Annotated in this window: 13 protein-coding genes; 10 read left to right on the top strand and 3 right to left on the bottom strand. The window is 32.4% G+C overall.

Annotation, left to right across the window (positions count from 1 at the left end):
• Positions 1–35 precede the first annotated feature (35 nt).
• Positions 36–533 (top strand): GNAT family N-acetyltransferase, encoded by a 498-nt coding sequence (locus tag C8C83_RS22270; protein ID WP_121330750.1) that lies wholly within the window; start codon positions 36–38, stop codon positions 531–533.
• Between the two features lie 218 nt (positions 534–751).
• Here the strand turns inward: C8C83_RS22270 and C8C83_RS22265 are convergent, their stop codons facing one another.
• Together C8C83_RS22265 and C8C83_RS27275 are read right to left on the bottom strand one after the other, a co-directional pair.
• Positions 752–1,339 (bottom strand): glutathione peroxidase, encoded by a 588-nt coding sequence (locus C8C83_RS22265; protein ID WP_121330749.1) that lies wholly within the window; start codon positions 1,337–1,339, stop codon positions 752–754.
• A gap of 381 nt (positions 1,340–1,720) precedes the next feature.
• A complete protein-coding gene (locus tag C8C83_RS27275; protein ID WP_158598185.1) occupies positions 1,721–1,873 on the bottom strand; it encodes a hypothetical protein in 153 nt (50 codons plus the stop codon).
• A 356-nt stretch (positions 1,874–2,229) separates the two neighbouring features.
• Between C8C83_RS27275 and C8C83_RS22260 the strand changes: the two genes are divergently transcribed.
• From C8C83_RS22260 to C8C83_RS22245, 4 genes are all read left to right on the top strand, one after another.
• Positions 2,230–2,760, top strand: a complete 531-nt coding sequence (locus C8C83_RS22260) for a sigma-70 family RNA polymerase sigma factor (RefSeq protein ID WP_099712541.1) — start codon at positions 2,230–2,232, stop codon at positions 2,758–2,760.
• The gene (locus tag C8C83_RS22255; protein ID WP_121330748.1) at positions 2,760–3,548 is read left to right on the top strand and encodes an anti-sigma factor; all 789 of its coding nucleotides are present in this window, start codon (positions 2,760–2,762) and stop codon (positions 3,546–3,548) included. The genes C8C83_RS22260 and C8C83_RS22255 overlap by 1 nt, the downstream gene beginning before the upstream one ends.
• 89 nt (positions 3,549–3,637) lie before the next feature.
• Positions 3,638–4,021 (top strand): DoxX family protein, encoded by a 384-nt coding sequence (locus C8C83_RS22250; RefSeq protein WP_121330747.1) that lies wholly within the window; start codon positions 3,638–3,640, stop codon positions 4,019–4,021.
• A gap of 48 nt (positions 4,022–4,069) precedes the next feature.
• Positions 4,070–4,798 carry a DUF3667 domain-containing protein gene (locus C8C83_RS22245; RefSeq protein ID WP_121330746.1) on the top strand — a complete coding sequence of 243 codons (729 nt, stop codon included), beginning with the start codon at positions 4,070–4,072 and terminating at the stop codon, positions 4,796–4,798.
• A 238-nt stretch (positions 4,799–5,036) separates the two neighbouring features.
• On the opposite strand, the gene ccsA is transcribed toward C8C83_RS22245, so the two are convergent.
• Positions 5,037–8,258: a cytochrome c biogenesis protein CcsA gene (ccsA, locus tag C8C83_RS22240; protein WP_121330745.1), complete on the bottom strand. Its 3,222-nt coding sequence runs from the start codon at positions 8,256–8,258 to the stop codon at positions 5,037–5,039.
• 312 nt (positions 8,259–8,570) lie between these two features.
• On the opposite strand from ccsA, the gene C8C83_RS22235 reads away from it, so the two are divergent.
• The 5 genes from C8C83_RS22235 to C8C83_RS22215 all read left to right on the top strand — a co-directional run bounded on the left by C8C83_RS22235 (position 8,571) and on the right by C8C83_RS22215 (position 13,391).
• Positions 8,571–10,259, top strand: coding sequence for a glycoside hydrolase family 28 protein (locus C8C83_RS22235; protein WP_121330744.1), 1,689 nt, complete (start codon positions 8,571–8,573; stop codon positions 10,257–10,259).
• A gap of 177 nt (positions 10,260–10,436) precedes the next feature.
• Positions 10,437–11,198, top strand: coding sequence for a Rossmann-like and DUF2520 domain-containing protein (locus C8C83_RS22230; protein ID WP_121330743.1), 762 nt, complete (start codon positions 10,437–10,439; stop codon positions 11,196–11,198).
• Positions 11,182–11,709, top strand: a complete 528-nt coding sequence (locus tag C8C83_RS22225; RefSeq protein WP_121330742.1) for an HAD-IIIA family hydrolase — start codon at positions 11,182–11,184, stop codon at positions 11,707–11,709. The genes C8C83_RS22230 and C8C83_RS22225 overlap by 17 nt, the downstream gene beginning before the upstream one ends.
• Before the next feature lie 178 nt (positions 11,710–11,887).
• On the top strand, positions 11,888–12,814 hold the full coding sequence (locus tag C8C83_RS22220) for a geranylgeranylglycerol-phosphate geranylgeranyltransferase (RefSeq protein WP_121330741.1): 927 nt from the start codon (positions 11,888–11,890) through the stop codon (positions 12,812–12,814).
• Complete coding sequence (locus tag C8C83_RS22215; RefSeq protein WP_121330740.1) at positions 12,807–13,391, top strand: Maf-like protein; 585 nt, start codon at positions 12,807–12,809, stop codon at positions 13,389–13,391. Before C8C83_RS22220 ends, C8C83_RS22215 begins: the two co-directional genes overlap by 8 nt.
• Positions 13,392–13,398 lie beyond the last annotated feature (7 nt).

The following is a 13,398-nucleotide window of genomic DNA, read 5'->3' as shown; positions in this document are numbered from 1 at the left end:
CTTTTTAATAAATTGATTTCAAATTATAAAAAACAATGAGCCTTAACCTAAGACCTGCAACCACAAACGACCTCGAAAAAATTCTCGAAATTGTAAATCATTCTATTTTGCATACTACAGCAAACTATAGTTATGAAGTTCAAACTCTTGATGTTCAGACAAAATGGTTTGAAGACAAAAAAGCTAAAAACTTACCTATTATAGTAGCAGATTTAGATGGTGAAGTAGTTGGTTTTGGAAGTTATGGGCAATTTCGCGAAAAGATTGGCTATCAATATACTGTAGAGCATTCTGTATATGTGGTTGATAATGTTATTGGAAAAGGCATTGGATCAAAATTATTGACAGAATTGATTCGGTTAGCAAAAGAGCAAGGTTTTCACGTTATGATTGGTGCTATCGATGCTGATAATGCCGGAAGTATTGCGTTCCATGAGAAATTTGGATTTGTAGCAACGGGAACAATTCGCGAAGTTGGTTATAAATTTGATCATTGGCTGGATTTGGTTTTTATGCAGCTTATATTGGTTTAAATATGGAATGCGAATTTGCACGCGGATGACACGGATTCGCTATCGCGAAAACGCTGATTAATACGGATTTTTTTCTTTTTTTATTTCGATGGAGAAGAAATGACAAAAGTCTGCAAAATCTCTGTCCCTTTGAACCTTTGCTTCTCTGGACCTAAAAAAAATCCCCAAAATTTGAGTTTCTCAAATTTTGGGGATTTTTTTGATTTAAAAAGTTTTATTTAGCTTTTAATCCATTTTATAACTTCTGGTTCTGTAACTAAGGTTTTAGGTTTAATTACTTTAACTAATTCTCCTTTTTCGTTGATTAAGTATTTTTGAAAATTCCACTCTACTTCTGAATCTTGTAAACCATTTTTAGATTTTTGAGTAAGGAATTTGTAAACGTCGCACATATCGTCTCCTTTTACAGAAACTTTGTCCATCATTGGAAAAGTAACACCGTAATTTTGTTGGCAAAATGTTTCAATTTCTTTGTTTGTTCCTGGTTCCTGAGAAGCAAAATTATTTGCCGGGAAACCTACAATTACAAAACCTTTGTCTTTGTATTCTTTATAAACAGCTTCAAGATCTTTGTACTGAGGCGTTAATCCGCATTTTGAAGCGGTATTAACGATCAAAATTTTCTTTCCTTTCAAAGAGGCAAAATCAAATGGATCTCCTGACAAATCTGTTACTTTAAACTGATAGATTGTTTCTTTTGTCATTGCTTTATCTGTTTTAGATACTTTAGTTTTACTTGTTTGTGCCTGAAGTTGAGAACTCAGGAAAAAGACCACGCTACAAGCTATAAATGCTATTTTTTTCATTGTTTAATTTTTTATAAAATTAGTTAAAATCTATATTACAGAAACTCTTTGCCCCTATTATTTTGTATTAAAGATTAGTTAAAAAAATGAAGCCTAACGTTAATCAGACGTTAGGCTTCCCCCCATACAAACAAATCAAACCATGAATTTATTATTATGCTTTTATGCAATTTCTTTAAATGATAGTTGATGCCTCGGTTATGATGAAATTTTACTGAACTAAAATATTCTCAATTACTATTATTTTAATGGCGTGGACTCTGACTAGTTTACTAATTCCTGTACGAGTGTAATTTCAAATATCTATGTAATTCTTTAAAATGTTCGGGTGGAAGTCCGAAGACATCAACTATTTCATAATTTTTAGATCCTATTTATTTTTTATAATTTATCTTTTGCGTTTGATGAAAAATTAGTCAACAAATAAAAAGATCTTGTTTTTTCTTCTTTTAATTTTTCTTTTCCAAAATTGGTAAGTGCCAAAACCGTGGTTAAACCAACGATCAATATTTTTAGGCTGTTTATCTTACTCATAACTATTTTGTCTTTGTTTATTATTTTTTTACTCTACCAATTAGCTTAAACAAATGTTAAATTCTACACTTTCTAAACTCCCTAATAAGCTTCTAATAATCAACTAAAAAGCTATTTTTATTGGTTTCTGCTATTTATCTAGATAATCGTTTGATGTTATAATAGCATTTACGTAATTGGATTCCTTTTGGTTTTAAAAAAATTAAAAAAAAATAAACTTTTTTTCAAGCCCCTTGTTTTACTAGGGTTACAACTACTAAAAAAAATATAAAATTCCCGAAAAAATAAATTATCTTTATCTCAAGTAATGAAATAATGTTTAATATTTTTTGTTTAAACTTTAAAAATCCAAATCTATGAGTCAAGAAGAATTGCTAGTTTTAATCTACAAAAAAGACGAGAGAGCTTTTACCCATTTGTACGATATGTACTCTAAAAGTTTGTTTTCTGTAATTAATGTTCTTATAAAAAACCGAGAAGAAGCTGAAGATGTTTTACAGGAAGTTTTTGTTAAAATCTGGAAAAATATAGATTCTTATAATGAAAGTAAGGGACGTTTTTATACGTGGATCCTTAATATTGCTAGGAATACTTCGATTGATAAGCTGAGATCTAAAAATTTTAATAACAGTCAAAAAAACCTTTCCTCAGATAATTTCGTAAATCTGTTAGACGACAGTAACAAACTCGTTAATAAAATTGACACAATTGGTATACAAGAATTTGTAAAAAAATTAAAACCAAAATGTATCGAAATTATCGATTTGTTATTTTTTAAAGGATATACCCAACAAGAAGCTTCAGAAGAATTGGCAATGCCGTTGGGAACTATCAAAACGCAAAACAGAAACTGTATTAACGATTTAAGAAATTATCTAAAAATATAATGGAAGCACAAGAATATATTGAATCAGGAATTCTAGAACTATATGTTTTTGGTCTATTGACTGAAACTGAAAATTTAGAGATAGCCGAAGTGGCAAAAAAGAACCCGGATGTTGAACAAGAGATTATTTCGATCGAAAAAGCGATTGTAGCTTTATCGTCAAGCTTCTCTCCTTTTCACTCTGTAGCAAATTTCGAGAAAATAAAAGCTCGCTTAGATTTGAAACATGGCAAAGTAGTCGAGCTGAAACCAGCATCAAACTGGTCTCAATATGTAGGCTGGGCAGCGGCAGTGTTATTACTTTTAGGTCTTGGTTACCAAACTTTAGAATTAACAAAAACAAAAGAAGCAATCGCTACTGTTGGAACTGAGAAAAGTAAAATCGAAAAGGATTATGCATACTTAGGAGAACAAAACAAAGAGATTTCTAAAAGTTTGACAATCGTAAGAGATATTAAAAATACAGGTGTAACTCTTGGAGGACAAGCAGTTTCTCCAACTTCATTTGCAAAAGTGTATTGGAATAAAGACACTAAAACAACTTATATAGATGCTGCAGGTTTGCCAAAACCTCCAAAAGGAATGGTTTATCAAGTTTGGGCTTTAAAATTAAGTCCTGTATTAACGCCAACAAGTATTGGTTTACTGGATAACTTTGACGCAAATTCGCAAAAAATATTTGCTGTAGCTCAAACAGAATCTGCTGAGGCGTTTGGAATTACTCTAGAGCCTGCAGGTGGAAGTTTAACACCAACTATGACTCAATTATATACTTTAGGAAAAGTTTAAAATTAAGCTGCTCATAAAACTTAAAACGCGTATTATATTTTAATACGCGTTTTTTTGTTATTTTTAATTCAACTAACACTAAAATAACTATGAACGGAACTTTACTTTTAAGAATTGCTGTGGCAATTATTCTATTAACTCATTCTATTTTTGGAATTTTTGATAACGGAATCAATGATTTTGGAAATTTATATCTCAACCAAATTGGCTTTGCTCCTTTTGGTGTCGCTATTGCCTGGAGTATTAAATTATCGCATATTGTTGCTGCTGTACTTTTAATCTGGAATAAACACATAAAACTGGCGGGATTTGTAACCATTTTTGTGCTCATTATGGGAATTATTCTGGTGCATTTTCAAGAAGGCTGGTTTGTTGTTGGCGGCGGACGAAATGGTGCAGAATATAACTTTTTACTAATTATCGTTTTGCTGGCAATTATGTATCCTGACGGATTGAAAAGGAATAAGATCTAAGAGCAAAAAAAAGAACTTTATTAAAAAAAAAATCAAACCACGTTAAGAATGGAAATAATTTGCAAAAACTGTAAGCATGTTTTTCATGGAAATTATTGTAATAATTGCGGACAAACGGCTGAAACGCATAAAATAAATGCGCACTTTTTGTGGCATGATATTCAACACGGATTATTACATTTTGATGTTGGAATACCTTATTCAATCAAGGAATTATTTACAAGGCCCGGACATTCAATCAGAGAGTTTATAGAAGGAAAACGTGTGAAACATTTTAAACCGATATCACTGGTTGTGGTATTAGCAACGCTTTATGGTTTGTTGTATCACTATTTTCATATCAATGTATTCGTAGATCAGGATAAAACAACTTTAGACTTCGATACTATAAACGAATGGATGGCAACACATTATTCCTGGACAACAATTGCGGCGATACCTATATATACTATTGGAACTTCTATTGCTTTTAGAAAACAGGACTATAATTATATTGAATACTTTGTGTTAAATACTTTTAAGGCTTCACAAAGACTTATTCTCCAAATTCTGATGTTTCCGGTCTTATTATATTTGAATAGTTCATCGCATATTTATCTTTATGCAAATATTACTTACGCGCTTGGCATTATATTAATATTTTGGACGAATATTCAATTCTTTAACAAAATCTCTGTAACCAAAGCATTTCTCCTTACTTTGTTAAGTCATATTATATTTTTGATTTGTTTCTTTCTAATTTTAGTAATCCTTATAGCAATAAAAGTGCTATTGTAAAAAAGAGTTTTAGGTTAAACTTTTTGGAATTGTTTATTCTAAATTTCTCCTGAAAACAGATGCCCTAGCCCTGATGGGAACGGCATCCTTTTATGGTGGGGTTCACCATAAAAGATATAGTGGACAGCAGGAAATAGCTCCTTAAACTTATTCTTAGAAATTTCAATTTAAAGCAATAAAAAAAGGTTCAACATTAAGTTGAACCTTTTTTGCGAATTAATAATTAGTGCTAAATTATTTATTTCTTTACCTTTTTTACTTTTTTGGTTTTATAGTATTTGTGGTATTTAGGATATGTTATGATTCCAATTAAAGTAATTGTTCCTAACGAATAATATACCCAGCTTAATGAATGTGCTTCTCCGCTTGCGTAAGAGTGAAGTCCAACTAAGTGGAAATTTACTCCATAATAGGTGAATAAAATCGATACAAAAGCATACATAGTCATTAAATTGAAGAACCATTTTCCTCTTAAAGATGGTACAAAACGAGCGTGAATTACAAACGCATAAATCATAATCGAGATTAATGCCCATGTTTCTTTTGGATCCCATCCCCAGTAACGTCCCCAGCTTTCGTTGGCCCATTGCCCTCCTAGGAAGTTACCAATAGTTAACATGATTAAACCAATTGTAATGGCCATTTCGTTGATATAAGTAATCTCTTTAATGTTTAGATCCATTTTTGCCTTGTTTTTCTCATTGGTAAAGAAAATCAATATTAGCGCCACAAAACCTAAAATCATTCCAAGTGCGGTTGGTCCGTAACTTGCTACAATAACAGCAACGTGAATCATTAACCAGTACGAATTTAAAACGGGCTGTAAATTTGCAATTTCAGGATCGATCCAGTTGGCATTTGCTGCCATGAAAATCATCGCTGTCACAAATGCAGCAGAAGCAACGGTAAGTTTTGATTTTCTATCAAAAGCTAATCCGAAGAACATTGTTGACCATGCAACATATACAATTGCTTCGTAAGCGTTACTCCAAGGTGCGTGACCTGAAATGTACCAACGTGCAATTAATGTTATGGTGTGAAGTACAAATATTAAACCTATTAATATGTGGAAACCATTTACAGTAATTCGCAACCATTTTTTATCGAAAAATATACTTAAAAGTGTAAAAATCAACATAAAAATCCCTGAAAGAGAATACCAGTAAAACATTTTCGGTAAAATATTATAGGTATTATACGCAATCTCAAGATCAATTTTTTGTTCACTTGGACGTACTTTGCTTCCAAATTTCTTCTGGAAACCGTTGATACTTTCTACTAATTGATCTGCGGTTTTGAAATCTTTAGATATAGAACCATTATTTAAAGCGCTAAAATATAAAGGCAAAATTTGCTTGACATAAGTAGAATCCATGCCTTTTAATCCTGCATGATCTAATTCCAAGTATGAAATCCACTTATTATTTGGATCATTTGGGATTGGGAAGATTCTTAAAATGCTTCCGCTCAACGCAGATTCCATTAAGTTTACTTTTTTATCAGCTTCGATAAAATCTTTCTCAAATTGATTTGGATTTCCTGCTTTGTAAGCTGCGTCTAAATATGGAGAAAGTTTATAGTTTCCGTTTTCGTCAAAGAACTTTACAAAAGGTGCAAATTTCATTCCCTTTTCAATACCAATGATTTTACGAATACTATCATCTTTTGTATTAAGATAAATAATAGGAACTTGAATCCAAACCTGGGCATATTGTGTCATTGACAAAAATACCTGATCAGAATTCATTCCGTTATAAGTGTCACTTTGACTTACTTTACGAAGCAATTCAGATGAGAAAGTGTTGATTGGTTTCATTCTACCTCCTGCATCCTGAATAATCAAACGTCCAAATTTGGCTGCGTGTGCTTCCGGTGCTTTATAGATAGAAAGTAAAGAATCTAATTGTTTCTGACTTGGTGCAGCCGTTACGTGATTTGCGTGATCGTTAGGGTCTGTTGAATGATTGTGATCGTGTCCAGGTGCATGAACGTGAGGCGCTTGTGCAAAACCACTCAAACCAATCATTAAAACTAAAATGGTAATTAATTTTTCTTTTTTCTTTTTTACAACGTCTAATTTGCGTTTCAAATCTGCGAAACGAGAATGTTTTGTAAACATGATCGCCATCAATCCAAAAAACAACATAAAGTATCCTAAATAAGTGATAGAAGTTCCCCACCAATCATGGTTTACAGATAATACTGTTCCTTTTTCGTCCGGATCAAATGAAGATTGGAAAAAACGGTATCCTTTATGGTCTAATACGTGGTTCATGTAAATACGGGCATCAAAAGTTTCTGAAGAATCCTGAACAGTTACTTTACTTTCAAAAGACGAATAACTTTTCTCTGTTCCCGGGTATTTTGTAGCAATAAAATCGTTCAGTTTTACTTTAAAAGGTAAAACATAAGCTTTACTTCCGTAGAATAAACTATATTCTATTTTACCAATTTTTACCGTTTGAGGCTCGCCTACGCTTCCTTTAGAACCAAGAAGTCTTACTTCTTTTTCTTGTCCTTCGGCTTTAACTTTTACAATTAAAGCATCGTGATGAGTTTTTGCTTTATAATCGTTATTTGATTCATAATCAACAACTCCTCTAATCGCAGGATCTGGAAAAACGATTCTGATATCGCCAATACTATATAGAGAGCGCATCATAAGCGGCTGCACATTGTCTTTGGTTACAGAACCTTTTAACTTATCTGCCATTCGCATAAATTCTCCTTCAAAAGGAGTTTGAATCGTATATTTTTCACCAGTTGTATTGATATTAATTGCTCCTGCTGTTTGTTTGTTTAAGGCAAATAAAACATTGTGAATATTCTGAACTTCACCTTCTTTCAGGAAATGTTCTTCACGTCCGCCTGCTCCTGCTTCAACTAATTTAAGGTATAAAGTTCCGTTTGGAGCTGGTTTAATCGTTTCCTTTGCTCCCATTATATAGTTAACGTAAGTAACTTCAAAAGGAGTTTCGTCAAATTTACCTGAAAGCGTAAAATCATTATTTGTTACTGGCGAAAACAAAAGGTTTTTCTCGAAAACTCTACGTTTCATTTCGCCTTTATATTCTCCATCTGCAAAAACAGTTAAGAATGTTTTGTCTGAAAAAATTTGATTTTCGGCAGCGCCTTCACGAATTGGCATCATACCTTCGTAACTGATATAACGTGTCACAAAAGCTCCTATAAGAATGAAAATAAAAGCAATATGAAGCAATAAAGTTGCCCATTTCTCTTTTTTATGTAGTTGATAACGTTTGATGTTTCCGAAGAAATTGATCAGGAAAAAGACCATTATAGCCTCAAACCACCATGTATTGTAAATTAAAATTCGGGCTGTATCAGTATTGTACTTACTTTCGATAAAAGTTCCAACACCCATTGCGATCGCAAATGTTAAAAAAAGAACAGACATTAAGCGTGTAGAAAACAAAAAAGAGAATATTTTTTTATCCATTTTTAAGGAATTACATTGTATAAAAGTGCCACAAAAGTACTTAAAAATGTTGAGTTCCAATATTTGAAGTTTGTTAATAAAAACTAAAAAAAGAAGTGATTCTTAAGGATAAACCTTATAAATTAGAAGAATATATTTACAAATAAAGGAGAAATGAATAATCTGTTTGTTTCTCAATAATTTTTTATATGTTTGTGTAATCGATTACAATATCGTTTTATTGTTTTTAGAGCCTTGTTATTGAATTGTTAATGAAAAGCAAAGCTGTAATTCGATCAAAAATGCGATTACTAAAACTATTACAACCACATAATGAAATTAAAAACCACTTCAGCCAAACTGTTTCTCATTGCTCTAACCTTCTCACTTATAAGTTGGTCGGAAGCTGTAATTGCTCAAAATTCAAAAGAAACTTATAAAGGAATTGAGTTTAAAATGACGAAAGTCAAAGAACCAATAATTCCTAAAAATACTGCAAACATAAAAGATTTTGGCGCTGTAAATGGTGGTTATGTTTTGAATACTAAGGCTTTCGCCGATGCAATTGAGGCAGTTTCAAAAAAAGGCGGTGGAAAAGTAATTATTCCGTCCGGAATCTGGCTTACGGGACCAATTATTTTAAAAAGTAATCTGGAATTGCATGCTGAAACTGGCGCTTTAATAAAATTTTCGACAGATAAAAGCTTATATCCTATTATAGAAACCAGTTTTGAAGGTTTAAATACCTGGCGTTGCATCTCTCCTATTTATGGAAAGCATCTGGAAAACATTGCGTTTACAGGAAATGGCGTGTGGGATGGTTCCGGTGAAGCCTGGAGACAAGTCAAAAAAAGCAAATTGACGGACGAACAATGGAAGAAATTCGTTGCTTCAGGCGGAGTTTTAAATGAGAAAAAAGATTCCTGGTATCCATCTGAGCAATATTTAAAAGGTTCAAAAGGTGCAGATCAGAATATTCGCTTAGACCTAAAAACCAAAGAAGATTTTGAAGCGATTCACGATTTTCTTCGTCCCGTTTTAGTTAGTATTCAAAATAGTAAAAGGGTATTATTTGATGGACCTGTATTTCAAAATTCACCTGCGTGGAATATTCATCCTTTGATGATTGAGGATTTAATTGTTCGAAATATCACCGTTAGAAATCCATGGTATTCACAAAATGGCGATGGACTTGATGTAGAATCCTGCAAAAATGTGATTATCGAAAATTCTAGTTTTGATGTTGGTGATGATGCTATTTGCATTAAATCCGGAAAAGACAAAGATGGTCGTGATCGTAATGTTCCTTGTGAAAATATTATCGTTAGAAATAATATTGTTTATCACGGACATGGCGGCGTAACGGTTGGAAGTGAAATGTCTGGCGGTGTAAAAAATCTGCATGTTTCAAACTGTACTTTTATGGGAACTGATGTTGGTTTACGCTTTAAAAGCACGCGCGGTCGTGGCGGAATTGTCGAAAATATCTATATATCGGATATTTTTATGACTGATATTCCGTCTCAGGCGATTTCGTTTGATCTTTATTATGGAGGAAAATCTATAGCTGAAACTTTAGCTGAAGGCGGAAATAAAATCAATACGAAAATTGTTCCTGTAAACGAAGAAACGCCTCAATTCAAAAATATTTCGATCAAAAATATTACGATTAGAGGCGCTTATCAAGCTGTTTTTCTGCAAGGTTTACCCGAAATGAATCTTAAAAACATTGAAATATCAAACTTAATTGCAAAAGCTGAAAATGGCTTTTCTATTATTGATGCTGACGGAATTAAACTAAGTAATATTAAATTAGACATTGAGAAACCAACCGTTTTTGAAATCTATAACGGGAAAAATATGTCATTCAAGAACATAGAATTAAATTCAGTTTCTGATAAAGCAATTTCTATTAATGGGGAAGTTTCAAAGAATATCGAATTTACTTCTACTCCAAAACTTGACTTTTCAAAAATTACAACGATTAATGAAATTGTTCCAAAAGATGCTGTAAAATTCTAAACAAATAAAAATCAATAACCTAAATCCTTTGTTTTCAATTATTAGAATTAATGGAAAACAAAGGATTTTTAGTTTTAATAATCATAAGTTTTAAATCTTCTCAAAAGCAGATTTTGAATATAAGGACAAACGAATCAAAAGCAATCTACATTAAAAAAATAATGCTAATTTTGCGCTATGACTCGAATAACGATAATTGGTTCCGGAAATGTCGCGCAACATTTGATAAAAGCTTTCTCTAAAAGTGAAGTTATTGAAATTGTTCAGGTTTTTTCGAGAAAAAAAGAAGCTTTGTCTTCTCTAATTGATTATGATAAAATTGTAAATGACTACGAGGAATTAGCTGAAGCTGATTTATATATTATCGCGGTTTCAGACAAGGCTATTTCTGAAGTTTCTAATCAATTACCTTTTCAAAACCGAATTGTAGTTCACACTTCAGGAGCTGCTTCGCTTGATGTTTTGAATCCAAAAAACAGGAAAGGCGTTTTTTATCCACTTCAGACGTTTTCTAAAAAGAAAGAAATTGATTTTTCAACCATTCCAATGTGTTTGGAAGCCGAAAATACGTTTGATTTTCGCGTTTTAGAAACTGTTGCAAAAAGCATTTCAAATGCTGTTTATCCTATAAATTCAGATCAAAGGAAAGCTTTGCATGTTGCAGCAGTTTTTGTCAACAATTTCTCGAATCATTTATATCAAATCGGGCAAGAAATTTGCACCGAACATCAGGTTCCGTTTGAAGTTTTGAAACCTTTGATTCAGGAAACTGCCGAAAAAATCAAAACTCTCGATCCAATTGATGCACAAACCGGACCTGCAAAACGCAAAGATTCTAACACAATTGAAGCGCATTTGGAATACTTAACAAATGAAAATCAAAAGAATATTTATAAAATACTAACACAATCTATACAGAATAATGGCAAAACATTTTAAAGAGATAATGAACGACATCACAACTTTTGTTTTTGATGTTGATGGCGTACTTACAGATAGTTCGGTTTTTGTAACCAATGAAGGCGAAATGCTTCGCACGATGAATATTCGTGATGGTTATGCAATGAAAGCGGCTGTTGAAAGTGGTTTTAATGTTTGTATTATTTCTGGCGGAAGCAACGAAGGTGTTCGCATTAGACTTCGTAATTTAGGAATCAACGATATTCATTTAGGAGTTCCTGACAAGGTTGCAACTTTTAAGGAATACACAGAAACTTACAATATAAAACCAGAGCAAGTGTTGTATATGGGCGATGATATTCCTGATTTTCATGTAATGAAATTAGTAGGATTGCCAACTTGCCCGCAAGATGCAAGTCCTGAAATCAAGAATATATGCCGTTACGTTTCGCATGTAAAAGGCGGAAGGGGCGCTGCACGTGACGTTATCGAGCAAGTAATGAAAGTACAAGGAAAATGGATGGAATATTTTAACGGGAAACACGATTAATATAATTATTAATTGTTGATTTTGCTTTCGTCTTATCTTTGTCAAAGCTTAAAACTTTGACAAAGATTTTTAAGCAAAGAAAAAACCTTAGAACCTTAGCCGCTAAGAACCTCAGAACCTTAAAAGAAAAACCTTTGAACCTCTGAACCTTTGTCCCTTTGAACCTTAAAAGAAAAAAATGAAATTCCTCAAACTCATTCGTTATCAAAATTTACTGATGCTTGCTTTTATGCAGGTTTTATTTCGTTATGCTTTTTTAAAACAGCAAAATATTCCTTTGGCACTAACTGATCTTCAGTATGGATTATTGGTTTTGAGCACCGTTTTATTGGCTGCAGCGGGTTATGTAATCAATAATATATATGACGTTGCAACAGATACAATAAATAAGCCTCAGGATGTTGTGATTGGTAAAGGAATTTCTGAAACTGCGGCTTATAATATCTATATAGGTTTGAATATTACGGGAGTTGCTATAGGTTTTTATTTATCGAATGTGATTTTGAGACCTGGTTTTGCAACAATCTTTATTCTGATTGCTTCAATGCTTTATTTTTACTCTACAACATTAAAACAGATTATGATTGTAGGTAATGTTGTTGTGGCATTAACGCTTTCGCTAAGCGTAATTATTATTGGAGTTTTTGATATTTTTCCGGCAACTAGTCCTGAAAATAAAGCGCAAATGGCAAGTTTATTTTCGATTCTTACTGATTATGCTTTGTTTGCTTTTATGATTAATTTTATACGCGAAATAGTTAAAGATATCGAAGATGTAAATGGGGATTACAATCAAGGAATGAATACGTTACCAATTGCAATTGGAATAAGCCGTGCAGCAAAAATAGCTTTGGGATTTGCTATAATTCCGTTTATTTTATCCTTGCTTTATATCAATACTTATTTCCTTAAAAACAATCTTATTTTTGTTACGCTTTATGCATTTGCTTTTGTTTTAGCGCCGTTATTGTATTTTATTGTAAAGATTTTTGGAGCAAAAACTCCAAAAGAATTTCACCATTTAAGTACGGTTTTAAAACTGATTTTGTTTTTCGGAATTTTATCAATTCTGGTTATTACCTTAAATATTCATTACAATGCTTAAAGAAAAACTAAAAAAATACACGATAATTCTCGCATCAGGATCACCAAGAAGACAACAATTCTTTAAGGACTTAAATCTTGATTTTGAAATCAGATTAAAAGATATCGAAGAAATATATCCGCCTGAATTAAAAGCGGTAGAAATCACTGATTATTTAGCTGAACTAAAAGCAAGCGCCTTTGAAGGTGAACTAAAAGAAAACGAAATCTTAGTAACCAGCGATACGATCGTTTGGCACAACGATAAAGCTTTAGGGAAACCAAAAGATGCTGATGAAGCTTTTGCAATGATCAAATCAATGTCGAATGCAACACACGATGTAATTACTTCTGTTTGCTTCAAAACAAGCACTACTTCTACCCTTTTGCATGATATTACAAAAGTAACTTTCAATGATTTGTCTGACGAAGCAATTTTGTATTATATCGAAAACTACAAACCTTATGACAAAGCCGGTGCTTATGGCATCCAGGAATGGTTTGGTTTTATGGCAGTTGCAAAAGTAGAAGGTTCTTATACCAATGTTATGGGATTGCCTACGGCTAAAGTTTACGAATATTTGAGTACTTTAGTGTAAAAATTTA

It is taken from the genome of Flavobacterium sp. 90 (assembly GCF_004339525.1).
Taxonomy (GTDB): Bacteria; Bacteroidota; Bacteroidia; order Flavobacteriales; family Flavobacteriaceae; genus Flavobacterium.
This window is presented reverse-complemented; position numbering and strand designations above follow the sequence as displayed.

Coding starts and splice junctions, on each gene's coding strand:
- C8C83_RS22270 (WP_121330750.1), top strand. CDS start 36: ATGAGCCTTAACCTAAGACCTGCAACCACAAACGACCTCGAAAAAATT.
- C8C83_RS22265 (WP_121330749.1), bottom strand. CDS start 1,339: ATGAAAAAAATAGCATTTATAGCTTGTAGCGTGGTCTTTTTCCTGAGT.
- C8C83_RS27275 (WP_158598185.1), bottom strand. CDS start 1,873: ATGAGTAAGATAAACAGCCTAAAAATATTGATCGTTGGTTTAACCACG.
- C8C83_RS22260 (WP_099712541.1), top strand. CDS start 2,230: ATGAGTCAAGAAGAATTGCTAGTTTTAATCTACAAAAAAGACGAGAGA.
- C8C83_RS22255 (WP_121330748.1), top strand. CDS start 2,760: ATGGAAGCACAAGAATATATTGAATCAGGAATTCTAGAACTATATGTT.
- C8C83_RS22250 (WP_121330747.1), top strand. CDS start 3,638: ATGAACGGAACTTTACTTTTAAGAATTGCTGTGGCAATTATTCTATTA.
- C8C83_RS22245 (WP_121330746.1), top strand. CDS start 4,070: ATGGAAATAATTTGCAAAAACTGTAAGCATGTTTTTCATGGAAATTAT.
- ccsA (WP_121330745.1), bottom strand. CDS start 8,258: ATGGATAAAAAAATATTCTCTTTTTTGTTTTCTACACGCTTAATGTCT.
- C8C83_RS22235 (WP_121330744.1), top strand. CDS start 8,571: ATGAAATTAAAAACCACTTCAGCCAAACTGTTTCTCATTGCTCTAACC.
- C8C83_RS22230 (WP_121330743.1), top strand. CDS start 10,437: ATGACTCGAATAACGATAATTGGTTCCGGAAATGTCGCGCAACATTTG.
- C8C83_RS22225 (WP_121330742.1), top strand. CDS start 11,182: ATGGCAAAACATTTTAAAGAGATAATGAACGACATCACAACTTTTGTT.
- C8C83_RS22220 (WP_121330741.1), top strand. CDS start 11,888: ATGAAATTCCTCAAACTCATTCGTTATCAAAATTTACTGATGCTTGCT.
- C8C83_RS22215 (WP_121330740.1), top strand. CDS start 12,807: ATGCTTAAAGAAAAACTAAAAAAATACACGATAATTCTCGCATCAGGA.